Annotated in this window: 23 protein-coding genes and 1 tRNA gene; 14 read left to right on the top strand and 10 right to left on the bottom strand. The window is 69.2% G+C overall.

The features are described from left to right. Positions 1 to 80 precede the first annotated feature (80 nt). Positions 81 to 1427 (top strand): class I SAM-dependent RNA methyltransferase, encoded by a 1347-nt coding sequence (locus RIB45_RS11140; RefSeq protein ID WP_350050345.1) that lies wholly within the window; start codon positions 81 to 83, stop codon positions 1425 to 1427. Here the strand turns inward: RIB45_RS11140 and RIB45_RS11135 are convergent. Continuing rightward, positions 1424 to 2752: an MATE family efflux transporter gene (locus RIB45_RS11135; RefSeq protein WP_350050344.1), complete on the bottom strand. Its 1329-nt coding sequence runs from the start codon at positions 2750 to 2752 to the stop codon at positions 1424 to 1426. The genes RIB45_RS11140 and RIB45_RS11135 overlap by 4 nt on opposite strands. A 165-nt stretch (positions 2753 to 2917) precedes the next feature. Next, complete coding sequence (locus RIB45_RS11130; protein ID WP_350050343.1) at positions 2918 to 3985, bottom strand: hypothetical protein; 1068 nt, start codon at positions 3983 to 3985, stop codon at positions 2918 to 2920. 232 nt (positions 3986 to 4217) lie between these two features. Here RIB45_RS11130 and RIB45_RS11125 point away from each other — a divergent pair, with 232 nt between their 5' ends. Next, positions 4218 to 4403, top strand: a complete 186-nt coding sequence (locus RIB45_RS11125) for a hypothetical protein (protein WP_350050342.1) — start codon at positions 4218 to 4220, stop codon at positions 4401 to 4403. An 82-nt stretch (positions 4404 to 4485) separates the two neighbouring features. On the opposite strand, the gene RIB45_RS11120 is transcribed toward RIB45_RS11125, so the two are convergent. Next, positions 4486 to 4776 (bottom strand): DUF3572 domain-containing protein, encoded by a 291-nt coding sequence (locus RIB45_RS11120; protein WP_350050341.1) that lies wholly within the window; start codon positions 4774 to 4776, stop codon positions 4486 to 4488. Positions 4777 to 5007: 231 nt separating this feature from the next. On the opposite strand from RIB45_RS11120, the gene RIB45_RS11115 reads away from it, so the two are divergent. Then, positions 5008 to 6468, top strand: a complete 1461-nt coding sequence (locus tag RIB45_RS11115; protein WP_350050340.1) for an NAD-dependent succinate-semialdehyde dehydrogenase — start codon at positions 5008 to 5010, stop codon at positions 6466 to 6468. Positions 6469 to 7075: 607 nt separating this feature from the next. Here the strand turns inward: RIB45_RS11115 and RIB45_RS11110 are convergent. Then, entirely contained in the window at positions 7076 to 7282 is a 207-nt protein-coding gene (locus RIB45_RS11110) for a YjiS-like domain-containing protein (protein ID WP_350050339.1), read from the bottom strand. A 168-nt stretch (positions 7283 to 7450) separates the two neighbouring features. On the opposite strand from RIB45_RS11110, the gene RIB45_RS11105 reads away from it, so the two are divergent. The 4 genes from RIB45_RS11105 to RIB45_RS11090 all read left to right on the top strand — a co-directional run bounded on the left by RIB45_RS11105 (position 7451) and on the right by RIB45_RS11090 (position 10377). Next, positions 7451 to 8113 carry a hypothetical protein gene (locus RIB45_RS11105; RefSeq protein WP_350050338.1) on the top strand — a complete coding sequence of 221 codons (663 nt, stop codon included), beginning with the start codon at positions 7451 to 7453 and terminating at the stop codon, positions 8111 to 8113. A 70-nt stretch (positions 8114 to 8183) separates the two neighbouring features. Further along, on the top strand, positions 8184 to 8963 hold the full coding sequence (locus RIB45_RS11100) for an SDR family NAD(P)-dependent oxidoreductase (RefSeq protein ID WP_350050337.1): 780 nt from the start codon (positions 8184 to 8186) through the stop codon (positions 8961 to 8963). A gap of 38 nt (positions 8964 to 9001) precedes the next feature. Next, positions 9002 to 10069, top strand: coding sequence for an LLM class flavin-dependent oxidoreductase (locus RIB45_RS11095; protein WP_350050336.1), 1068 nt, complete (start codon positions 9002 to 9004; stop codon positions 10067 to 10069). Next, the gene (locus RIB45_RS11090) at positions 10069 to 10377 is read left to right on the top strand and encodes an HNH endonuclease family protein (protein WP_350050335.1); all 309 of its coding nucleotides are present in this window, start codon (positions 10069 to 10071) and stop codon (positions 10375 to 10377) included. Before RIB45_RS11095 ends, RIB45_RS11090 begins: the two co-directional genes overlap by 1 nt. A 12-nt stretch (positions 10378 to 10389) precedes the next feature. Here the strand turns inward: RIB45_RS11090 and RIB45_RS11085 are convergent, their stop codons facing one another. Next, positions 10390 to 12000, bottom strand: a complete 1611-nt coding sequence (locus RIB45_RS11085; protein ID WP_350050334.1) for a phytoene desaturase family protein — start codon at positions 11998 to 12000, stop codon at positions 10390 to 10392. A gap of 361 nt (positions 12001 to 12361) precedes the next feature. Between RIB45_RS11085 and RIB45_RS11080 the strand changes: the two genes are divergently transcribed. From RIB45_RS11080 to RIB45_RS11070, 3 genes are all read left to right on the top strand, one after another. After that, positions 12362 to 13531 carry a GNAT family N-acetyltransferase gene (locus RIB45_RS11080; RefSeq protein ID WP_350050333.1) on the top strand — a complete coding sequence of 390 codons (1170 nt, stop codon included), beginning with the start codon at positions 12362 to 12364 and terminating at the stop codon, positions 13529 to 13531. 116 nt (positions 13532 to 13647) lie between these two features. Further along, positions 13648 to 14976 (top strand): diguanylate cyclase, encoded by a 1329-nt coding sequence (locus RIB45_RS11075; RefSeq protein ID WP_350050332.1) that lies wholly within the window; start codon positions 13648 to 13650, stop codon positions 14974 to 14976. Positions 14977 to 15032: 56 nt separating this feature from the next. Next, entirely contained in the window at positions 15033 to 16001 is a 969-nt protein-coding gene (locus RIB45_RS11070; RefSeq protein WP_350050331.1) for an HpcH/HpaI aldolase/citrate lyase family protein, read from the top strand. 12 nt (positions 16002 to 16013) lie between these two features. Here the strand turns inward: RIB45_RS11070 and RIB45_RS11065 are convergent, their stop codons facing one another. From RIB45_RS11065 to RIB45_RS11055, 3 genes are all read right to left on the bottom strand, one after another. Further along, positions 16014 to 17342 (bottom strand): hypothetical protein, encoded by a 1329-nt coding sequence (locus tag RIB45_RS11065; protein WP_350050330.1) that lies wholly within the window; start codon positions 17340 to 17342, stop codon positions 16014 to 16016. A gap of 92 nt (positions 17343 to 17434) precedes the next feature. Continuing rightward, positions 17435 to 17520: transfer RNA gene (locus tag RIB45_RS11060), tRNA-Leu, on the bottom strand. Between the two features lie 64 nt (positions 17521 to 17584). Next, entirely contained in the window at positions 17585 to 17914 is a 330-nt protein-coding gene (locus tag RIB45_RS11055) for a hypothetical protein (RefSeq protein WP_350050329.1), read from the bottom strand. A gap of 308 nt (positions 17915 to 18222) precedes the next feature. Between RIB45_RS11055 and RIB45_RS11050 the strand changes: the two genes are divergently transcribed. Both RIB45_RS11050 and RIB45_RS11045 read left to right on the top strand, forming a co-directional pair. After that, complete coding sequence (locus RIB45_RS11050) at positions 18223 to 19902, top strand: multicopper oxidase family protein (protein WP_350050328.1); 1680 nt, start codon at positions 18223 to 18225, stop codon at positions 19900 to 19902. A 118-nt stretch (positions 19903 to 20020) separates the two neighbouring features. Beyond that, positions 20021 to 20191 (top strand): hypothetical protein, encoded by a 171-nt coding sequence (locus tag RIB45_RS11045; RefSeq protein ID WP_350050327.1) that lies wholly within the window; start codon positions 20021 to 20023, stop codon positions 20189 to 20191. 24 nt (positions 20192 to 20215) lie between these two features. Here the strand turns inward: RIB45_RS11045 and RIB45_RS11040 are convergent, their stop codons facing one another. Together RIB45_RS11040 and RIB45_RS11035 are read right to left on the bottom strand one after the other, a co-directional pair. Next, on the bottom strand, positions 20216 to 20467 hold the full coding sequence (locus RIB45_RS11040) for a hypothetical protein (protein ID WP_350050326.1): 252 nt from the start codon (positions 20465 to 20467) through the stop codon (positions 20216 to 20218). A gap of 26 nt (positions 20468 to 20493) precedes the next feature. After that, positions 20494 to 21282: a competence/damage-inducible protein A gene (locus tag RIB45_RS11035; RefSeq protein ID WP_350050325.1), complete on the bottom strand. Its 789-nt coding sequence runs from the start codon at positions 21280 to 21282 to the stop codon at positions 20494 to 20496. An 80-nt stretch (positions 21283 to 21362) separates the two neighbouring features. Between RIB45_RS11035 and RIB45_RS11030 the strand changes: the two genes are divergently transcribed. Next, on the top strand, positions 21363 to 22322 hold the full coding sequence (locus RIB45_RS11030) for an AEC family transporter (RefSeq protein WP_350050324.1): 960 nt from the start codon (positions 21363 to 21365) through the stop codon (positions 22320 to 22322). A gap of 93 nt (positions 22323 to 22415) precedes the next feature. Then, a complete protein-coding gene (locus RIB45_RS11025) occupies positions 22416 to 22952 on the top strand; it encodes an RNA polymerase sigma factor (RefSeq protein WP_350050323.1) in 537 nt (178 codons plus the stop codon). Positions 22953 to 22962: the final 10 nt, after the last annotated feature.

Here is a 22962-nt window from a genome sequence, read left to right as displayed (position 1 = left end):
CGCCTGCAAAGTCTGGCGTCGCAGGCTGCGATGGCGCATACCGGCGGCGTTGCGCAGCTGTCGCCTGAGTGAGAGACCCAATGCCGAAATCCGTCCCCCGCCGAAAGAAGGCGCGCCGTCCGGCGTCGCCCACCGAGCTTCCGCCGATCGAGGTGGCGGCGGACTATATCGGCGCGCAGGGCGACGGGGTGGTCGAAGAAAGCGAGCACGGTCGGCTCTACGTGCCGCTGGCCGCGCCGGGCGACCGACTGCGGGTCGTGCCCGGCGCGAAACGCGGCGACGGGCGCACCGCGCGGATCGAAGAGATCCTCGAGGCTTCCCCGGATCGAACCGAGCCCCCCTGTCGGCATTTCGGGATCTGCGGGGGCTGCGCGCTCCAGCACGTCGCGCCGACGGCGATCGCCCGCGAGAAACGCGACCTGCTGATCGAAGCGCTCGCGCGCAAGGGCTTCGACGAAGCCGCGCTGGAGGAGCGCGTCGTCTCAGAGACGGTCTCGATCCCGCCGGGGACGCGTCGGCGCGCGCGGCTCGCCGTGCGGCGGATTAAGGGGCGCGCGATCCTGGGCTTCAACGAGCGCGCCGGCCCGAAGGTGGTGGACCTTCAGCATTGCCCGATCCTGGTCCCGGCGCTGGTCGAAATGCTGCCCGCGCTGCGCGAGCTCGCGGGCGGGTTGAAAAGCCTTGGCGAAGGCGGCGACGTCCATCTGCTGGCCAGCGAGACCGGCGCGGACGTCCTGTTCCTGCCGGCGAAGGCGGCCGATCCGGGACTGGCGGAGCGCGAGGCGCTGACCGCCTTCGCCGAGCGTTTCGACGTCGCGCGCATCGCCTGGGCGCCCGAGCCCGGCGCGCCGCCCGAGCCGGTGACGGCCCGCCGCGCGCCACGCGTCACGTTCGGCGGCGCGCCGATTGAACCGCCGCCGGCCGCCTTCCTGCAGCCGAGCCGCGAGGGCGAGCGCGCGATCGCCGGCGCAGTCGCCGCAGCCCTTGCGGACGCCGACCGGATCGCCGATCTGTACGCCGGCTGCGGATCGCTGGGTCTGCCGCTGGCGGCGGCGGGCAAAGCCGTGCATGCGGTCGAAGGGCTGGCCGATCATGTCGACGCCTTCCGCAAGGCGGGCGGCGCCTTGGGCTTGCGCGTCTCGGCGGAGGTCCGCGATCTGGCCCGATCGCCGCTGACGGCCGACGAGCTGCAACGCTTCGACGCCGTGCTGTTCGACCCGCCGCGCGCCGGCGCCGCCGAACAGGCGCGCGAAATCGCCGCGAGCGCCGTCGCCCGCGTCGTCGCGGTCAGCTGCAACCCGTCGACGCTGGCCCGAGACTTGCGCACGTTGGAAGACGGCGGCTACCGGCTGCAGGCGGCGACGCCGATCGACCAATTCCCCTGGTCGGGTCATCTGGAGGCCGTGGCGGTCTTGAGCCGCGCTTAACCCGACCCGACGGACGCCTTCAGACGCGGATAATAGAGGGCGAGGAAGAGCCCCCGCACCGCCATGAAGCCGGTCATCGCCGCCCAAAGTCCATGATTGCCGAAAGCCGGCCCTACGGTGTGGATCAGCGCCAGATAGACCGCGAGCGAGGCGATCATCGCATTGCGCAGGTCGCGCCCCCGGGTCGCGCCGATGAAGATCCCGTCATAGGTGAAGCACCAGACCGAGACCAGCGGCAACAGCGCCGGCCACAGCATGTAGCGGGCCGCGGTCTCGCGCACCGCCGCTTGGTCGGTCAAGAGCGCGATCAGCTGCGGCCCGGCCAGCAAGAAGAAAAGCGCCATCAAGGCTGCGGTGACGGCCGCCCAGCGAAAGGCCGCGCGCACCGCAGCCTGGAAATCTGAGCGCCGCCCGCGCCCGACGGCGCCGCCTATCAACGCCTCTGCGGCGTGGGCGAATCCGTCCAGACCGAAGCTCGCGATGTTGAGGAAATTGAGCAGCACCGCATTGGCCGCCAGGGTCAGCTCCCCCATGTCCGCCGCCTGCGCCGTGAAGTAGGCGAAGGCGGAGACGAGACAGAGCGTGCGGATGAAGATGTCGCGGTTGATCGAGAACAGCCGCTTCAGCGCCTCCGGGTCGATCAGCGCGCCGCGGTTCACCCGTCCCAACCCGCGCATCGCCCGCCATGCAAGCCATAGCCCGACGAGCGCGCCCGTCCATTCGGCGATCGCCGTCGCCGCCGCCACGCCGCGCACGTCCCAGCCGAAGCCGACCACGAACAGCAGATCGAAAGCGATATTCACAGCGTTGATCAGGATCTGCAGAAAGAGCGGCGTGCGCGCGTCCTGCCGGCCGAGGAACCAGCCCAACAGCACGTAATTCATCAACGCCGCCGGCGCGCCCCAAATGCGGATTTCGAAGTAACCGCGGGCGAGCCGCTCGACCTGGTCGCTCGCCTGGAACAGCTGAAAGGCGAGCCAACCGATCGGCGCCTGCAGGGCCATAAGCGCGCCCGCAATGCAAAGCGCGACGGCGCCGGCGCGCAGGAACTGCAACCGCACGCCTTGCGGGTCCGTCGCCCCCCAGGCCTGCGCCGTAAGCCCCGTGGTGCTCATCCGCAGGAAGCCGAAGCCCCAATAGAGAAAGGAGAACAGCGTCGCCCCGATTGCGACCGCCCCCAGATAGGCCGGGTCCGGCAGATGGCCGACGACGGCCGTATCCACCGCGCCGAGCAGCGGAACGGTCAGGTTCGACAGGATGATCGGACCGGCCAGTCGCCAGACGCGGGCGTCCCAGCTGCGGCCGGCGGCGGGTGCGTCGGTCATGCGCGAGGCAGAGTGCCGAGGCGGCGGCGGACGGGCAAGGCGGTTGGCGGGCCGTCGCGACGCGACGCGAAGATCTGGGGCTCACGCCCCAAGAGGACGTCGGAGCGTCTGGCGGGGCGCGTTCTCGGCCGCGGTCGGACGCGCCCTCGCCGTTTGGCGGACCGCTTACTCCCCGTAGCGAAAATCGAACGCGTAGCCGACATTCACCACCGGGCGCGGCAGACGGGTCTCGCCGCGCTCGCGGATTTCGCTCGTCAACCGCATGCGCGGCGCCAAGACCATGAAGAACTCATCCGACCGCGGATCGAAGCGGGTGGGCCAAGGCGCCGCCGCCGGCTGGGCGTCGAGGTCGTTCAAGAGTTGCAGCACCGCGACCTGCGCGTCATTGGATTCGGCGTAGCCTTCCGCCGCACGCGCGAGCTTCAGGGCCTCGTCCCGGCGATCCAGCGCGCCCAGCGCTCCCGCCCGGAACAGCATCGCCCGGCTGACGTAATCCCGGCCGAAGGGCAAGCCGTCCGCGGCCGCGCCGTCCGCCTTGTCGGCGGCCTCGTCCAGTCGACCGGCGGCGGCCAGCGCGAAGGCCTCGGTGAGGCGGTGAACGGCCGCATACGGCGTGCCGAGCGATTCCGCGACCCGCGTCGCGGCCGCCGCATTGTCGACGCCCTCCTGCCCCGGCGCCCCGGCGAGGTCGATGAAGGCGCGGGTCATCTCGCGTTTGAAGACGATCTGAAACGCGGTCTGGTTGTTCACCTGTTCGGCGAACAGCACGTCGATATGCGCGACCGCCCGGTCATAGGCCGCATCGGCCTGGTCCAACGCCCCGGCCTGGGCGTGCATCGCCGCCAGCGCAAATTGATGCAGCACGTAGCTGGCCGACATCTGCTTGAGGCGCGCCTCGCCGTAGGTCGCGATCGCCTGTTCCAGCAGCGAAGCCGCTTGCGCCCCGTCGGCGGCCAGCCATGCGACGCCGGCGCGCTCGGTGAGCGCGGAGGCCAGCACGTCCGCCTTGAGCTCTTCGGCGATCTGCGGGTCGGAGGGCGTCTCCTCGATCAAGCGGTCAAGGGTGACGGCCGCGTCCGCCACGGCGCCCGCGCGAACCTGCTCGTGCGCCGCGGCGAGCTGCGACAACGCCTCGTCATAGGTCGCCGCATACGCGTCGGCCGCCGAACCGGCCGCCCCGAGAATCACCGCGCCCGCCAACAGCGCCGCCTTCAGCCGCTTCATTGCATCCATTCCTTGCATCCGCTCCCGAGAAACCAAGACGCCTCCTTTAGCGTGGGCGGGACAGCTTGCCAGCCGCGCGCGCCCGGGCCAACCCTGCGCCGAACGCGGGAATAGGCCATGCCGCTCAAGAGTTTTTTATGAAAATTTGGCGAACATGTGATGCGCGTCACGGCCTTGTCTTCGGCCGTGCGGTACAGTCGGCTTCGTTCGCAATGAAGCGACGGACCTAGGGAGAACCCCGATGATCCTGGTCGACTACACCCAGTATCTCGAACAGCAGGCGCTCTACGCAGAAAGCTTCAAGCGCCAGGCCATCGACGCCGCCGATCGGTGCGAACAGGCCAAAGCGGAGCGGTTCGGCGAACTGGCCGGCGACGCTTATTTGCGGGTCAGCCGCATGATGCCCCGCGCGGTCGATCTTCGCTGACCGGCCTTCCGAGCCGGCTTCTCTCGTCGGCTTCTCTCGCCGGCTTATCTGACCGACGGGGCGCCAGCCCGCCTCTCACGCTTCAGATCGAGCTTTCCTCGTCCTTAAGACCCGCGGCTCGGGCCAAGGCGCGGCGCGCCCAGGCCGGCTGTGTCGGCTCGATCTCGGCGGCCTCGGCGAAGGCCAGCAGGTCCGGCTCGTAGTTCAGCAGGAAATCCAAGATCCCCATCTGGAAGGCCGGATCCGACAGCCGGTCGCGAAGTTCGGCCGGGCCGACGCCGGTCAGGGCCAGAAAGCGGCCCATGCGATCCTCGTCGTCGGCGATGAAGCGCATCGCTTGCAGGGCGACGGTTTCTGCGGCGTCTCGGTCCATGGACAAGCCTCATTCTGGACAGGGTGGCGGGGGCATTCGTGATCGACGGGCGCCGATCCCTTTCCCGGCGGCCCGATTGCGGAACCGGCCGGCCCGGCTTATGTAGGCGGGGCGGGCGCGCTTGACCAGCGGCGACCGCGAAGACCGAATCCAAGGCCGGCCCGCTCGTCCGTCGGGCGACTTCCGTTCCAACCGCCGGCCGCCGCAACGACGCCAAGGGAGGCGAAGCCCGTGCAGCTCAGCAATCAGAAACTTTTCCGCGAACAGGCCTATATCGGGGGCGAATGGGTGAGCGCCGACAGCGGCGCGACCTTCCCCGTCGTCAACCCGTCAAACGGCGAGACCATCGCCAAGGTCGCGCGCTGCGGCCAGGTCGAGACGCGCCGCGCGATCGACGCCGCCGCGGAGGCCTGGCCCGCCTGGCGCGCCAAGACGGCCAAGGAGCGCGCGCAGATCATGCGCAAGTTCTTCGACCTGATCATGGAGAACCAGCGCGATCTGGCCATGATCATGACGCTGGAGCAGGGCAAGCCCTTGCAGGAATCGATGGGGGAGGTCGCCTACGGCGCCTCGTTCGTCGAGTGGTTCGGCGAGGAGGGCAAGCGCGTCTACGGCGACGTCATCCCGCAGCACAAGGCCGACAGCCGCATCGTGGTCACGAAGGAGCCGATCGGCGTCACCGCCGGGATCACGCCCTGGAACTTCCCGATCGCGATGATCACTCGCAAGGCCTCGCCGGCGCTGGCCGCCGGCTGTCCGATGGTGATCAAGCCGGCCGAGGCGACGCCCTTGTCGGCGCTGGCGCTGTGCGTGCTGGCGGAAGAGGCGGGGATTCCGAAAGGGGTGCTCTCCGTCGTCACCGGCGATCGCGATCAGTCGGCCGAGATCGGCGGCGAGATGACGTCCAACCCGACCGTGCGCAAGATCGGCTTCACCGGCTCGACCGCCGTCGGCAAGCTGCTGATGCGCCAGGCCTCCGACACGGTGAAGAAGGTGAGCCTCGAGCTCGGCGGCAACGCGCCCTTCATCGTCTTCGACGACGCCGACATCGAAAGCGCGCTGCCGGGCGCCATCGCCTGCAAGTTCCGCAACGCCGGACAGACCTGCGTGTGCGCCAACCGCATCCTGGTGCAGGACGGCATCTACGACAAATTCGTCGACCGTCTGAAGTCCGAGGTCGCGAAAATGAAGGTCGGCGACGGCCTGCAGGACGGCGTCACCATCGGCCCGCTGATCGACGAGCGCGCCATCAAGAAGGTGACGGAGCTCGTCGGCGGCGCGAAGTCGGCGGGCGCGAAGGCCTCGCTCGGCGGCGACCCGCATGAACTCGGCGGCAACTTCTTCAGCCCGACCGTGCTGGAAGGCGTCGACCAGGACATGGAGATCGCGAACAACGAGATCTTCGGCCCCGTCGCCCCGATCATCCGCTTCAAGGACGAGGCGGACGCCATCCGCATCGCCAACGACACGCCCTACGGCCTCGCCGCCTATTTCTACGCCCGCGACGTCGGCCGCGTCTGGCGCGTGGCGGAGGGACTGGAATACGGCATGGTCGGCATCAACACCGGCATCCTCTCGACCGAAGTCGCCCCCTTCGGCGGCGTGAAGGAGAGCGGCATCGGCCGCGAAGGCTCCAAGTACGGCATCGAGGAGTGGATGGAGATCAAGTATCTGTGCATGGGCGACATCTGAGCCGCTCGTCGGAGCGCCACGCGCGAGATGGCCGGGTCAAGCCCGGCCATGACTCCTCCATCAAGGTGAGTCATCAAGTCTCTCTGTCGCAGGGGAGTCCCCGCGGAAGCGGGGACCTTCCTCTGCCCGCGCTGAAGCCGAAGCGAGCCGCCTGAGGCTCCCGCTTCCGAGGGGGCGCCCGGAGGGTGTCGGCGAACAATGTCACCCAGTCAGTCCGTGCGGACCGCCGCCCCCTGTGCCTCTGACCTGATGCCCGCCTTCATGACTCGTCGACCCGGACCCGTTCCGGGTCAAAAGCGTCACGCATTCGACGGCGCGTGCTGCTGTTCCCCCGGGACCAGCCTGAGGTGACGACGGGTTGGCTTTGGGGGGCTGTCCGAGCGCCGGGCGATGATGTCATCCCGGGCGGCCGTAAGGCCGACCCGGGATCTCGCTGGCAAGCGCTCGGTCAACGAGATCCCGGCTCTCCGCTGGGCTCCGGCCGGGATGACAGCCCTCTTGTTATCGCGTTCTGACACCGTAACGGCTTCCGGCGATGGAGCCCCCTCGTCATCCCCGGGCTCGACCCGGGGATCTCTCGCCGGTCGCGCCGACGCCCGTCAGGCGCTCAGCGCCGTCCCGTCTCCACGACGCGCGCGATGTCGGAGCGCGCGATGCCGATGTCGGCGAGTTCGGCGTCGCTCAGACGGTGCAGTTCGGCGCGCGCGCGGGCCAGTTGGCGGCGGCGGTTGAAGCGCGCCACGGCGCCCTCGAAGGCGGCCAGGAGGCCGAAACGGCGCTGAACGCCAGAGATCGCAAGCGTGTTGGTGGTCATCGAACCAACTCCTTAGCTGTTGTTATTAGGACAGGGTTGTTGCCCTACCAAATAGGGGGCGGTCGACTTCCTTTCTTGCATGCTGCACCTGCGAAATGCGCATGAGAGGGCGCTTGCCGCGGCGGGCGCCCCGCGTTAGGCATCCTGTCTGATCGACCCGGAGGCCCCATGACCGCTTACCGCTTCAGCCTGCATGAAGACCGCATCGCACCCGGCGGCTGGATGGAGATCGCGACGCCCGGAGCGAGCCGCGCGCTCTATTGCGTCGAAGGGTCGCTCGGCGTCGGCGGCGGCGCGCTGCCGGATCTGGCGCCGATGGAGCGGGACGAGGCGGCGCTGTCCCGGGGGATGGCGCGGGTCGAGACAGGGCACACCGGCGCCCTGGTGCTGCGCTGGGAGCTGGCGCCGAGCGAGGAGGCGGAGGAGCTTGAGGAGGCTGGCGTCACCTCGGGCCTCTTGATGGAAAGCGTGATCGACCTGCCCGAGGGCGAGGAGCGGCTTATGCGCCTCGACGCCGTCGCGCTGGAGGCGGGCGCGGAAGACCCGACACACATCATCCCCGGCCCCAGCCTGCGCGTGCTGGCGAACGGGGCGGTCACCGTACGCCTCGCCAACCGCGAGACGCCGCACCGCCCGGGCGGGGCCTGGTTCGTCAAGGAGGGCGAGGAGGCGGCGCTCACCGCCGACGACACCCACCCGGCGCTCACCTTCCGCACCGCCATCCTGCCGATGAGCCTGATGGGCGAGAGCGCGCTGTTCTACGCCGAGAAGGGCGAGGGCGACGGCCCGCCGCCCGCGCGCGTCTATCTGGACGAGGCCGTGGCGCTTTAGGCGGGCCTTCCCCTTTGGTCCGCACCCGTTAGACTGCTCCCCGCAGACACCATTGAGGACGGGAGCGGAGATGAGCGTCGATCTGGACGGCTGGGGCGTCGCCGTCACGGGCGGCGCGCAGGGCCTCGGCTACGCCTGCGCGGAAGCCTTTGCGCGGCGCGGCGCGGGCGTCGCGCTGATCGACCTGAACGGCGAGACGCTGGACCGCGCCGCCGAGCGGCTCGCCGCCGAGACCGGCGCGCCCGTCCACGCGATCCCCGGCTCCGTCGTCCGACGGGCGGAGGCGGAGGCGGCGCTGGCCCAGGCGCACGCGGCGCTGGGCCGGCTCGACAGCCTGATCAACAACGCCGGCGTCTATCCCCGCAAAGAGCTTTACGAGATCGGCGACGCGGACTGGGAGGCCTCGGTCGGCGTCAATCTGCGCGGCGTCTACAACATGACGGCCGCGGCGGCGCCGATCCTGGCCGGCAACGAGCCCCGGGCCGCCGCCCCCAGCGGCCGGCCGGTGCGCGGGCGGATCGTCGCCGTGTCGTCCGTCGACGCCTTCAAGGCGCACCCGGCGAACGCGCACTACGCCGCGGTTAAGGCGGCGGTCTTGAGCCTGACCAAGAGCTTCGCCCTCGACCTCGCGCCCAAGGGCGTTCTGGTCAACGCCGTCGCGCCGGCGGCGATGGCGACGCAGAAAGCGGCCGGCAGCGGCTTCCTGGAGGAGTTTGCGGCCCAGACCCCGATCGGCCGCGCCGCCGACCCGGCCGAGGTGGCGGCCGCGATCCTGCATCTGGCCGGACCGGAGAACAGCTACATCGCCGGGGAGACTCTGCTGGTCGCCGGCGGCTATGTTATGGAGTGAGACGCACGACGAGGGGAGCGCTAAGGGGGCGCGACGCGATGGATTTCGGCCTGTTCAATCTGATGACCCAACGCGACGCCGGCGTCGGCGTGCAGCAGGTGGTCGAGGACGCCAAGGCGATGACCCGGCTCGCCGACGAGATCGGCTTCGGGACCGCCTGGTTCGCCGAGCATCATTTCTCCAACTATTCCGTCTGCCCGTCCCCCTTGATGATGGCGGCGCACTGCGCGGGGCTGACGAAGACCATCCGCCTCGGCGCAGCGGTGTTGGTGCTGCCGCTCTATGATCCCTTGCGTCTGGTGCAGGAGATCGGGCTGCTCGACCGGGTCAGCGGCGGACGCGTGGCGATCGGGATCGGGTCGGGCTATCAGCGCTTCGAGTTCGAGCGCTACGGCCGGCCGCTCGAGGAGAAGCAGGCGCTGTTCCTTGAGATCTGGGACATCCTCGATCAGGCGCTCGGCGAAGGCCGCCTGCAGCATAGCGGCGCGCATTTCCAAATCCCCGAAAGCCCTATCGCCATGACGCCGGCGGCCCCGCCGCCGCTCTACGTCACCGGCCTGGCGCCTACGGTTCTCGACCGCGCGCTGGCTTCGGGCGCGACGCCCTTCATCACCGGCGGGGCTCGCGGCCTGCCGGCGCTGCGCGGGATGCGTGAGGCGGTCGTCGAGGCGGCGCATCGCATCGGGCTGGCCGATCCGGACCGTCCGCCGCTCGCCATGCAGCAATATGTCTTCGTCACCGACGACAAGGCGGAGGCGCGCGAGGTGGCGGAGCGCGCGCGCTATATCGGCCGGGTGGTCAGCGCCATGCGCGCCGGGGTCCCCAGCCTAGACGGCCCCTTCATCCTGGCCGAGGCGACGAACGACGAGCCCTCTCTTGAGGCGATCGAGGACGCGCTGGTGATCGGCGACGCGGAAACGGTCGCCGAGAAGATGGCCGCCGAGATCGCCGAGCTGCGCCCCAGCCACTACAGCTGCTTCATGCAGATCGCCTCGATGCCGGGCGCTCAGGCGCTGGCGTCGCTTGAGAAATTCGGCGCCGACGTCATGCCGAAGCTGGAGCGCGCGCTGGGCCCGCTGGACGAGATCGGCCGCAAGGCCGCCTGATGGCGGACCCTGAGCGCGGCGCGGATCTGGGCCCCTGCCCGCTGTGCGGTCGGCCGATGATCGCCGGCCCCTCGATCGACCGCCATCACTGGATCCCGAAGAAGGAGGGCGGGGTCGAATGGGACTGGCTTCATCGCCTGTGCCACAAAAAGCTCCACAGTCTCTATGACGAGAAGGAGCTGGCGCGTCGCCTGCCCGACGCGGCGAGCGCCCGCGCCGATCCGGAGATCGCAAAATTCATCAAATGGGCGCGCAAACAGCCGCCTGAGGCGACGGGTCGCCACGCGCGGCCGAAGCGCCGGCGGTGAAAAAGACTGTTCCTACGCCGCCTTCACCCGCCCGCGCTTCAGATCCTTCAGCGCGGCGAGCGCTGCGTTACGCCCGGGCACGCCCGAGACCCCGCCGCCCGGATGGGCACCGGACCCGCAGAGATAGACGCCCGCGACCGGCATGCGGTGGGAGGCGTAGCCCGGCGCCGGGCGCAGGCTGTAGATCTGGTCGAGCGCGAGCTTGCCGTGGAAGATGTCGCCGCCGACCATGTTGAGCCGCCGTTCGATGTCGAGCGGCGAGTGGATTTGCCGACCCACGATGGAGCGCTTCAGATTGGGCGCATGCTCGGCGACCGTCTCGACGATCTGGTCGGCGACGCCGTCGCGCACGTCGTCCCAGCTGCGTCCGTCCGGCAAATGACGGCGAAAATGCTGACAGAACAGGCTCATCACGTGACAGCCTTCCGGCGCCAGCGTGTCGTCGCTGATCGAGGGGATGCACATCGAGACGATCGGCCGCTTGGCCCAGCCGTGGCTGCGCGCGTCGTCATAGGCCGCCTGCATGTAATGCAGCGAGGGGCAGATATCGATCGTGTTCTGCATGGCCGTCAGGCCCGTCTCGTCATGCGGCACGGTCTCGAACTTCGGCAGCTCCGAGAGCGCTAGGTTCATCCGGAAAGTGGCGCTTTCCGAGCGATAATGCGCGATCTTGGTCGCGAAGGCGGGCGGCGTTTCCTCGCCCGGGATCAACCGGCCGAACAGGACCTGCGGATGGCAGTTCGCCAACACCAACGGCGCGCGCACCTCCCGCCCGTCGCCGAGGGCGACGCCGACGGCCTTGCCGCCTTTGCGCAGCACTTCCGCGACCTCGGCCCCGGTCTCGATCACGGCCCCTTTCGCGCGCGCGAAGGAGGCCATCGCCTGCGTGATCGCCCCCATGCCGCCGCGCGCGTAAGCCCAGGCGCCGGTGCGCCCGTCGACCTGCCCGAAGACATGATGCAGCAGGACGTAGGCCGTGCCCTGCTCGTACGGGCCCTGGAAGTTGCCGATCACGCCTTCAAAGCCGAACAACCCCTTGATCGGATCGCTTTCGAACCAGCGATCCAGGAAATCGCCGATCGACATGGTCATCAGCTCGGCCAGCGTCGCCTGATCTTCGGGTGAGAGCTTGCGCATCCGATTGGCGGCGCCCAGCAGCGTCCACAGATCGCCGGCCCCGCCGCCGAAGTCCGGCGGCGGCTCGTGCGCCAGCGCGCGGACGAGATCGCCGAAGCGCTCCAGCATCGCCTCGAACGCCTCGAAGCGCTCGGCGTCCTTTTCCGAGAAGCGGGCGAGCGCCGCCTTCGCAGCCGCTGCGTCGCGCGGCAGGTAGAGGTGGTCGCCCTCCAGGATCGAAAGACTGCCGCCGGGGCGCTGGATCAAGTCCAGCCCGTGCGCGTTGAGCTCAAGATCCTCGATCACCCGCCGGTCCAGCAGGCTGACCAGATAGGAGAAGACGGAGTTGCGGTAGCCCGGGTGAAACTCCTCTGTCAGCGCGGCGCCGCCGATGTGGTCGGCGCGCTCGAGCACGCGCACGGACAGCCCAGCGCGGGCCAGATAACCCGCCGCCGTCAGCCCGTTGTGGCCCGCGCCGATGACGATCGCGTCGACCTCGTCCGCCATTCTTCCCTCTCCCGCTCGCTGAACACTCGTTCAATTGTGATCGCCTTCAGGGCGGATGGAAAGAGCGGGGATTTCCGGCCGCACGAGGAATTTGGCCGCCTTCGGCTGATCCGCGAGTGAAAACAGTATCGTGTCCCCCAAAACTTCTTACCCCGTCACTCCGGCCTTGCGCCGGGGGGAACGGCGTCCCGCGCGGCCGGAGCGCGCCCCTGTTGGACCGGATCAAGTCCGGCCCGACGGCGTTTCAGCCGGGCGCCGTCCGACGGCTCCTCGCCCGTCCGCGCGCGTGCGGCGCCTTGAAAGCGCCGCATGCGCGCGACACTTTCGCTTCAGGCTCAGGCGAGAGGACGACAAGGCGACGATGCCGGACGGTGAACAGACGGTGACGATCGAGGTGTGCGAGCGGCTGGCCGACGTCCCCAAGGCCGAGTGGGACGCCTGCGCCGGCGCGGAGAACCCCTTCGTCAGCCACGACTTCCTGAGCGCGCTTGAGGAAAGCCGGTCGGTGACGGCCGAGACCGGCTGGCTGCCCCAGCATCTGTTGATGAAGGGGCCGGACGGCCGCCTGCAGGCGGCCGCGATCTGCTACCTCAAAGGCCACAGCATGGGCGAATACGTCTTCGACTACGGCTGGGCCAACGCCTATGAGCGGGCGGGCGGCCGCTATTATCCCAAACTGCTCTCGGCGATCCCCTTTACGCCGGTCACCGGCCCGCGCTTCCTTACCGCCGCCGCTCCCGACCCGGCGCACGCGATCGAGGCCTTGAGCGCCGGCATGATCGAACTGGTCGAGCGGCGCGGCCTCTCCAGCCTGCACGTCAACTTCCCGACCGAAGCGGAGGCCCCTGCGCTCAAAGAGCAGGGCTTCCTGATCCGCACCGGCCATCAATATCACTGGACCAACGAAGGCTACGAGAGCTTCGACGATTTCCTCGCCCAGCTCTCAAGCCGCAAGCGCAAAGCGATCCGCAAGGAGCGCCGCAAGGTCGAAGAGGCCGGCGTGCGGGTCGAGACGCTGACCGGCGACGCCCTGAAGCCCGAGCATTGGGAGGTGTTCTACGACTTCTACACCGACACCTACGACCGCAAATGGGGCGCGCCCTACCTGACGCGCGACTTCTTCGATCGGGTGCAGGAGCGGCTGACGGACCGGACCGTCCTGATGCTGGCGTACGCCGACGACACGCCGATCGCCGGCGCCCTCAATTTCGCCGGCGCAAACGCGATCTACGGGCGCAACTGGGGCGCAGCCGCGCGCTTCAAGTTCCTGCATTTCGAACTGTGCTATTACCGCGCGATCGATTTCGCGATCAAGACGGGCCTCGCTCGCGTCGAGGCCGGCGTCCAGGGGGAGCATAAAATCCAGCGCGGCTATCTGCCGGTCGAGACGCGCTCGGCCCACTACATCCCCAACCCCTCCTTCCGCGACGCCGTCGCGCGCTTCCTGGACGAGGAACGCCGCCACGAGGCGCGCGTCCAGGACCTGCTGGCCGAACACTCCCCGTTCCGCCGCGACCGCGCGGAGGACTGAGCGTCGCGTCTTGAAGCGCCGACTCAAGCCAGGCGCCCGTTCCACGTGTCTTGCTGCAAGCAGTCCATCCGGGGTAACAGAGAAGCTCGGGGACCGAGACGAAGGGGGCGTCGATCATGGTCGAAGCATGCGCGCCGGAGGCGAAAGCCGCTCCTGTGCTGCTGGTCGATCCGGACGAGGCGAGCGCGACCGAAGCGGCCGCCCTGCTCGCTCCCTTCGGCTGGCGGGTTGAAACCCGCGCCGACTCGCTCGATCTCGCCGCAAGCGTCTCCTCGCTGCGCCCCAGCCATCTGTTGCTGCGCCTGCACGCCGGTCGGGACAACGCCGATCTGGTCCGCGCCGTCGCCCAGGCCGCGCGGACGAGCGAGCCGCGCACGCCGTTGATCTTCATCGCCGACGACGCCTCGATCGACGCGCGCATCGCGGCGGTGCGCGCCGGCGCTGCGGCCTATCTGACGCCGCCCCTGAACGCCCTGGCGCTGATCGACCGGATGGAAGGACTGTCGGGTCCCGGTCAGGCGGAGCCCTATCGCATCCTGATCGTCGACGACGACGTGGTGATCTCGAAATACTATCAGGCGGTGCTGGAACAGGCCGGCATGACCGTGTTGGCGGTGAGCGAGCCGATGGCGGTGCTGGGGCATCTGGCCGATTTTCGCCCGGAATTGATCCTGATGGATCATTACATGCCGGAGGTGCAGGGCCGCGAATTAGCCGCCGTCATCCGGCAGGAGCCGGCCTTCGATTCGATACCGATCGTCTTCCTCTCCGCCGAGGACGACGCCGCCGCCCAACAACGGGTGATCGGGGTCGGCGCCGACGACTTCCTGAACAAGGCGATCCGCTCGGAACATCTGGTGAGCGCGGTCAAGACCCGCGCCCGACGGTTCCGGGCGCTGCGCGCGACGATGCTGCGCGACAGCCTGACCGGTCTGCTGAATCATACGGCGACGAAGGAGCATCTGGCGGGCGACGCGGCCCGCATGCAACGCCTCGGCAAGCCGCTTGCGCTGTGTCTCCTCGACCTCGACCGCTTCAAGCAGGTGAACGACGTGCACGGCCACCCCGCCGGCGATCGGGTGCTGCGCGCGCTCGCCCATCTGCTGCGCCAGCGCCTCCGGGTCTCGGACGTGATCGGCCGCTACGGCGGCGAGGAATTCGCGATCGCCCTGCCCGACACCGACGTCGAGTCGGCCGCGCGCGTGCTGGAGGAGATCCGGGAAGCCTTCGCCGTCCTGCCGCAGGCGAGCGAAGCGGGTCCCTTCACGGCCACCTTTTCGGCCGGCCTCGCCGGGCTGCCGCGCGCCGGCGACGTCTCTCGCCTGACGGAGGCCGCGGATCGGGCCCTCTACGCCGCCAAGGCCGCCGGACGCAATCGGGTGGCCATCGCCGACGACGCGGCCTACGGTGACGCGCCCGCGGGGACAGCAGCCCTCGCCGGATGAGGGGCGCTTCGACGCCGCCTCCAAACCGATCCAATCCGCGAGGAGACCCGCCGCCGATGAGCGCGCCCGCTGACCCGTCCGCCCCCTCCGACACCCCCTCCGGCGCCCGACCCGAGGCCGCCGGCCGCCGCGCGGTCGCGCTGCGCCGCAGTTGGCTGTTCGCCGGCGGCGACGATCTGGCCGACCTGCTGACCCGCGCCGAGGGCCCGGCCGACGTCGTGATCCACGAGCTGGAGGATTTCACCGCCCCCGATCGCCGCGCGACGGCGCGCACGTTGATCCCGCAATTGATGGCGGCCTGGCGCGCCGGCGGGCGAGTCGCCGCCGTGCGCATCAATCCGCTTGAGACCGAAGACGGGGCGCGCGACCTGGCGGCCTGCTTCGCCGACCCGCAGACCGGCGTTCCCGACGCGATCCTGATGCCGAAGGTCGCCGAGCCCGCGCAGGTCCAGCGTCTGGCCGAAAGCGTCGCCGCCGAAGAGGCCGCCTGCGGTCTGCCCGTCGGCGCGGTCGAGCTGGTCCCGAACATCGAACTGGCCCGCGGGCTGATGCAGACCTATGCGATCGCGACGGCCGCGCCCGCCGTCAGCGCCTGCCTGGTGGCGAGCGAGGACATGGCCGCCGACCTGGGCGCCGAACGCGGGCCGGACGGCCGCGAACTCGCCTATGTGCGCGAACGCTTCCATCTGGAATGCCGGGCGGCGGGCGTCGTCTCGATCGACTGTCCCTACACCTTTCTCGATCAGGCGGGGCTGGAGGCGGAAACCCGCGACGCGCGGCGCCTGGGCATGACCGCGAAGAGCTGCGTTTCGCCGACCCACGCCGCCGTCATCAATCGACTTTTGACCCCGGACGCGGACGTCGTCGCCCGCGCCCGCCGCATGGTGGAGATCTTCGACGCGGCCCAGGCCCGCGGCCTCGGCACGGTCGAGATGGACGGCGTCAATCTGGAAGTCCCGCTGGTGATGAACGCACGCCGTCTGATCGTGCGGGCGGCGGCGTTCGCCGCGGCCGACGCCGACTGATCGGCTGGAGGATCATCCGGCAGCCGCATCGATATCTTTCGGCAGGTCGCCGTCGGCCGGACCGCTCCCGACGACGGCGCAGGTCGGTTCGCCGTCAGAACCCGGCGTCGACTTGACCGCGAGATTGACGCCGCGATAGCCGATCGCGACCGGCTGCGAGAAGCTGCGCCGCATCCCGATCGAGCCGGCCGAGAGCGACAGCACCTTCAGCCCGCCGCCGGGGCCGCCGCGCTCGAGACTGGCGGACAGCGCCCGATTGAGGGCGTCGATCCGCTTCTGCGCCTCCGCAAGCGTCATTGCGCCGCTCGGGCGATCGCCCTCGTCTTGGGCCTCCGCGGTCGACTGATCGCTCTCCGACGGCGGGAGAAGGGGCTCCTGCGTGACCGAGCCCTGCTGGCCGGCGGCCGTCCCCGTCGGATCCGCAAGACCGAGATCGAGGCCCACTCCGTCCTGCTCCTCAAAGGTGACCGCCACATCGATGGAGCGGGCGTAGAAGACCTCGGTCACCGCGGTCAGATGGAAAATCTGGGTCTTCAAGAACTCTTCCCGCTGCTTTTTCGGCAAGGCGCGAATATAGAGCGGGCACATCGCCGCATTCTCCGCCTCAGCCGTCAGCTTCGTCGCGACGCGACTGAGCGGCAGTCCCACCGACTCGGCGATCGGCACGCTGAAGGTGACCGATCGCGTCTCGCGCGAGCGCGCGCCGAAGGCGACGGTCAGCGCCTCCACCGGAATCAGGCCGGAGAGATCGCCTTCCGTCACCGTCGTCTTCGAAAAATCCGGGAAGGCGACAAGACGCATCCGATCGACGCTGCGGGCCTGGGGCGACGTGAAGCTGTTGCACAAGCTGGCGGCTGCGCCCTGCACGACGCCGTCCGTCGGCGCGGTCTCAGCCGTCTCGGCGCCGCCGTCGGCTGCATTCAACGCGTCGGCGGCGGCCTGGGCGCCGGGCGCGGCGTTTAGCGCGGGCAGATTCGCCGCGGCGCAATCGAGGGTCGGCTGCGCCGCCTCCTGCGATTGGTTGGGCGGCGTCGCCGGATAAGCGCGCCGCGTGCTGTAGAAAGCCAGCAATTCGCGCGAGAAATCGATCGATCCGACCCAGCTCGCCAGCGGCGCATAGCCCCCCTCGTCCGCGACGTCTTCGTGCTGATCCGGCGGGACGGGCGCCAGATAAAGGTCGCCGACCTGAAAATCCTCGCGCGGCGGAAACACCGCGTTGATCTGAAGCGCGCGCATGTCGCGGGACCATTCCCGCGCGACCATCCCCCGCATGTCGGTCCCGAGGCAGCCGCTCGCCAATAACGCGATCGCCGCCAGCAAACCGGCTCGTCTCTTCCCCATACCGGCGTCCCCCAGTAAATGTCCCCGGGGGAGCTTAACGCATCCTTCCCGAGCAAAATTAAAATTTTTTATTTACTGGTTGTAGAGAGAAATGGTGCGGGCGACCGGACTCGAACCGGTACGGGCAAAGCCCGAGGGATTTTAAGTCCCTTGCGTCTACCAATTTCGCCACGCCCGCGGCGCGGGTGACGCTAGCCTCTGGGTCCGGTTTTTGGAAGGGGGTCGATGGATCTTCGGCGCGCCTAGAACAGCTCTTTCAGAGCCGCCAACTGCGCGTCGAGCCAAGCCTGGATTGAGGACCAGAGGCCGGCCGTCTCCTCGCCCTCGGCCGCCGGCGCCGCCTCGCCCAGCGCGCCGAGCAAGAGGCCCAAGCCGCCGGCGAGCGCAAGCGCGAGCAGGATGGTGAACGTCCAGGACAGCCATGCCGACCCGCCGCGCCGGCGCCGACTGAAGCGCCGTTCGCCGAATCCGACGTCCGGCTGCACGTGGTCGCGCAGGCTGAGCGGCACGGTCCCGCCCAGCGTATCGCCGCGGTCGAGGCGGATCTTGCTTCGGCTGTATTTTCTGCTCACGCCCATTTCGTCCGTTAGCGCCGGGTCGCCTCAAGCCGTTCGTCGGCCGCCCTTGGGCTAGCGCAGCCCGGCGACGGGTTCAACACCTGCGCACCTGCCCAAGGCGCGACGGCACCATGCGCGGATGTCCGCGCCGCGACCGCAATGTGGCGAGACGGCGCCATTCGCCGCCGCCGCAGCAGCCCTCGCCGCCGATGTCGGGGCGCGGCGTCGTAAAAGTGTGACTATCATATTTTACTCGCTATAATCGCGTTACGATCGACGTGCAACGCAGGCGCGCCGACAGCCGATAGGGGGAGCGCAACATCATGATCCGTCTCGTCGCGGGCGTCTTCGGCGCCGCCCTGGGCCTCGTCGCGTTCATCGTGCAACCGGCCGTCGCGAAGCCCGGCTGCGCCTACGCGCCGATCGATCTGTCGACATACGCCGGCAAGCCCTTCGCCGCCCCGAGCGAAATCGTCGCCTCGCGCAACGGCGTGCTGGAGGCCGATCTACGGGTCGCCTACGACCATTACACCATCGCGGACTGCGCGGTGCGGCTGCGCACCTACAACGGCGCGCTGGTCGGACCGACCCTGCGGGTGAAGCCGGGCGACGTGCTGCGGGTGCGTCTCGTCAACGATCTGCCCCCCAACAAGCCGCATCACGCGCACGACCCGAACGTCCCGCACGGCTTCAACACGACGAACCTGCACACCCACGGGCTTTGGGTTTCGCCGCTCGGCAACGGCGACAACGTGACCTTAAAGATCGAGCCGGGAACCGCGTTCGACTATGAGATCGAGATCCCGGAGGACCACGCGCCGGGAACCTTCTGGTATCACGCGCACGTGCACGGCTCGACCGCGTTGCAGGTCTCCAGCGGCATGGCCGGCCTGATCGTCATCGAGGGCGGGCTGGACGAGGTCCCGTCGATCGCGCCCGCGGCCGAAAAGCTGATGGTCTTCCAGCAGATCGGCTACGACGAGAACGGCGAGATCGAAAACTACGACGGCTTCGGCCCCGGCACCTGGGCCAAATCCCATCGGATGACCACGATCAACGGCCAGATCGTCCCAGAGATCGTGATGACCGGCGGCGAGGTGCAGCGCTGGCGGATGGTGCACGCCGGCGTGCGCGAGACCATCAGCCCGACGCTGCGCCGGTTTCGCGCGGGCGACGCGGCCGATCGCGGCGGCGTCCCGCTGGGCTCGATGCTGAACGACTTGAGCGCCGAGGCGCTGAACGCGTTGCCGCGCGCCGTCCCGCTGCATGAGATCGCGGCCGACGGCCTCGCCTTCGGACGGGTGGATAGGTGGGACGCGATCCAGCTCCAGCCCGGCTATCGCAGCGACGTGATGGTGAAGGCGCCGGCGAACGGCGCAGAGGGCGCGCAGATCTATCTGCTGACCGACGAAGCGCTGTTCAGCGACGCCGCCCTGCTGCAGGAGGCCGAACAGGAGCGCCTGCTGGCGATCGTCCGCGTGCTGCCCGGCGATCGGGACATGGCGTTGCCGACGACGCGGGAAGTCGCCCCCTATTTGGCGCACCCCTGGATCGCGGACGACGAGATCGACCCGGCCGGCGCGCAGTCGGTGGTCTTCAATCTCGACAACCGGGTGTGCGACGCGACCGGCAAGTGCGAGCCGGCGACCTGCGACCCGTCGCGCGACGCGAATTGCCGCTTCCGCTTCCTGATCTCGGACCGCACCTACTCGGATTTCTACAGCCGATCCCTGAAGCTCGGAACGGCGGCGGAGTGGACGCTCTCCAGCAAACGGGCGAGCCATCCGTTCCACATCCACGTGAACCCCTTCGAGGTGACGCAGATCCTCCCCGACGGCCGAGAAGGCAAGATCTGGAAGGACACGCTCTTCATCCGAGAGGGCGAGCCGCCGGTGACGGTGCGAACCCGCTATGAGCGCTTCATCGGGACCTTCGTCATCCACTGCCACATCCTGGATCACGAGGATCAGGGGATGATGGAACTGGTGACCATCCTTCCGTAGCGCCCGGCTTCTTGTTCCGGGACACAATATTTCGGGGGCGCGACGCCTCTCTCCGCCGGCTTTCGTATTGTGTCCCCGAAACCTGGGCGGGAACGCCGGGCCGTGCTATCCAGCCGCGATGGACCGGGACCTTACCTTTTACGCGCTGATCGGGCTGGGCGCGGTGATCTTGTGGCTGATCGTGCGCGGGCGGCGCGCACGGGGAAGCCTGTGGGCGCGCGTGCTGCCGGTCGCGATCGCGGTGGCGTTGGCGATGGGGCTCTTGATGCACATGCAGGGGCGCTTCTAGGCCGCGCCTCGGGGCTTGATCGCCTTATGGATCGTCGTCTTCCTGGCCCGCCATCAACGCGATGAAAACGCTGAGCGGCGCGCAGCTTAGCGTCAGGCTGCCGTAGAGGAACAGGCCCCACATCCAGGGATTGCCGGCCCGCGAGACGAGCCCGCCCAGCCCGCCGAAATCGAAAATCAAGATCGCGCCGGTGATCAGCGCCGCGACGCCGGCGCCGACGCTCAAATGGGTCAGCCAGAAGCGCACCACGCGGCGCTCGAAAGGGTGCAGCGGCATCTCGCCTCCTGCTGATAATGTTCGCCTCAGGCCGGCTCGCCGGGCGCCAGCCGCTCGGGCTGGCCGCCGAGCTCGCGGACCAACGTCTCGACGTCCTGGGCCGCCGCCTCGACCGCCTTTGCGTCGCGCCCGCGCACGACGATGGAGAGCTGGAAGCCGCCCGACCCGTATTTCGGATAGCTGCCGACGCCGACGGTCGGATTTTCCTCCGCGATGCGGCGCAGGCCCTCGGCCGCCTCGCCTTCCGGCAGATTGCAGCGCACGGTCTCCGCCAGAAGCGGCCCGCCGCCTTTCAGCGTCGGGATCACCTGATCCAGCATCGCCGCCATGATCCGGGGCACCCCGGCCATGACGTAGACGTTTTCCAGGCGGAAGCCCGGGGCGGCGGAGACGGGGTTGTCGATCAATTCCGCACCGTCCGGGATGCGCGCCATGCGCAGGCGCGCCTCGTTCAACGCGTGCTCGCTTTCAGCGTAGTGTCGCTCCAGCCGGGCGCGCGCCTCCGGATGAACGTCGATGGCGCGCTCGAAGGCGGCGGCGACGCAGTCCGCCGTGATGTCGTCATGCGTCGGCCCGATGCCGCCGCTGGTGAAAAGATAATCGACCCGGGAGGACAGCTCGCGGACGGCGGCGATGACGGTTTCGGCGCGATCGGGGATGACGCGCGCCTCCACCACCGGCACGCCGACGGTCTGCAGCCGCTCGGCCAGATGCTGCAGATTGGCGTCGCGGGTGCGGCCGGACAGGATTTCATCGCCGACGATCAGCAGCGCGGCGGTCGGCTCGGGTCGGGAGGCGTCGGACGGTTCGGTCATGGCCGGCAATGTAGCGCCGTCGGCGGGCTTGAAAAGCGTCGACCTTGTCCCGGCGGACCGGGCCGGCGATAAGGACGGTCATGACCGCCTTTCTCGCCGCGCTCGCCGCGACTCTGCCCTTCTTCGCCGTCATCGGATGCGGCGCCGCCGCCCGTTGGCGCGGCCTGATGGACGAGCGCGCGGTCAAGGGCGTGCACGCCTTCGTCTTCTATTTCGCCTTGCCCTGCCTGATCTTCCGCGCCTTCGCGACGCGCGACCTGGGGGAGATCCTGCGCATCGATTACCTGCTGGCCTACGGCGTCCCGACGCTGCTGGTCTATCTGGCGGCCGTCGCGGCGGGCGTTCTGGTCTTTCGCCTGAAGCTGGGGGAGGCGGCGCTGCATGGCCAGGCGGGCGCGGTCAGCAATGCGGGCTTCCTCGGCATTCCGCTGATCGTCGGCGTGATGGGCGAGGCCGCGGCCCCGCCGGTGGTGATCGCGATCCTGTGGGATCTGGTCGTCACCATCACGCTTTCTATTCTGCTGCTGGAGGTCGCGGAGGCGCGCGCCGCACAGGCCGGGCGCAAGATCGGCGCGACGGTGCTGCAGGCGCTGAAGGGCGCGGCCCTCAACCCTTTCGTCCTGTCGATCGCAGCCGGCGTCGGCTGGTCGGCGACCGGGCTCGCCCTGCCGGGGCCGATCGCGGTGCTGATCGGCCTGCTGGCCGATGCGGCCGGGCCGGCGGCGCTGTTCGCCCTGGGCGCCGGCCTGTGGGGACGGCCGATCTCCAAGGGCCTCGGCGAAGTGGCGTCGATGAGCCTCTTCAAGCTGGTCGTCCACCCGCTGGCGGTGTGGCTCGTCTGCTTTCAGCTTTTTCCGGTCGATCCTTTCTGGGCGGCGGCGGGCGTTCTGACGGCCGCGCTGCCGGTGGCGGCCAACGTGTTCATCATCGGCGGGCGCTACGGCCGCTACGTCGCTCGCGGCTCCACCGCAATCCTGATCTCAACCCTCATCGCGGTCGTCACCACGCCGCTCGCGATCCTGTGGCTCGGCGTCGGATAAAGCCCCTATAGCGCATCGGGCGATCCATGCTAGCCTTTCCGACGCAGCGTCCCGATCGGAAGAGGGCGCGACGAGCGGGACTGGAAACGGCGGATGGGCGATCGGCGCGGCGAGCTTCAAGCCTATGCGACGCGGCTTTACGGCTACGCGTACGCGCTCACGCGCGACGCAGCCGATGCGGAGGATCTGGTGCAGGACACCTTCGTGCGCGCGATGGACGCACGACGCGTCCCGCCTGAGGCGTCGGCCTTCCGCGCCTGGCTTTTCCGCATCCTGCGCAACCGCTTCATCGACCTGCAGCGCAGCCGGCGGCGCGAGGAGACGCCGCTCGACGAGATGAGCGACGCCGACGATTACGGCGCCGCCGATCGTCCGACCGGAGAGCCGCCGGTGATCACCGCGCTGACCGTGCGCTTCGGCCTGATGAAGCTGACGCCGCGCCAACGCGAAATCCTGGCGCTGGTCGACGTCGCCGGCTTTAGCTACGCGGAAGCCGCGCAAATCCTCGAGGTTCCGCCGGGCACGGTGATGAGCCGGCTGGCGCGCGCCCGCGCCGCGCTGCTTGACGCCGTGGGCGAAAGCAACATTATTCCGCTGGCGCACCGCGGCCGCCGCGACCGCCGCGCCTGACTCGCACCTG

Origin of the sequence: Marivibrio sp. (assembly GCF_040218065.1) — a bacterium.
GTDB lineage: Bacteria > Pseudomonadota > Alphaproteobacteria > UBA8366 > Aestuariispiraceae > Marivibrio.
Note: the sequence above shows the minus strand (reverse complement) of the source record. Positions and strands in the feature narration are given on the sequence as shown.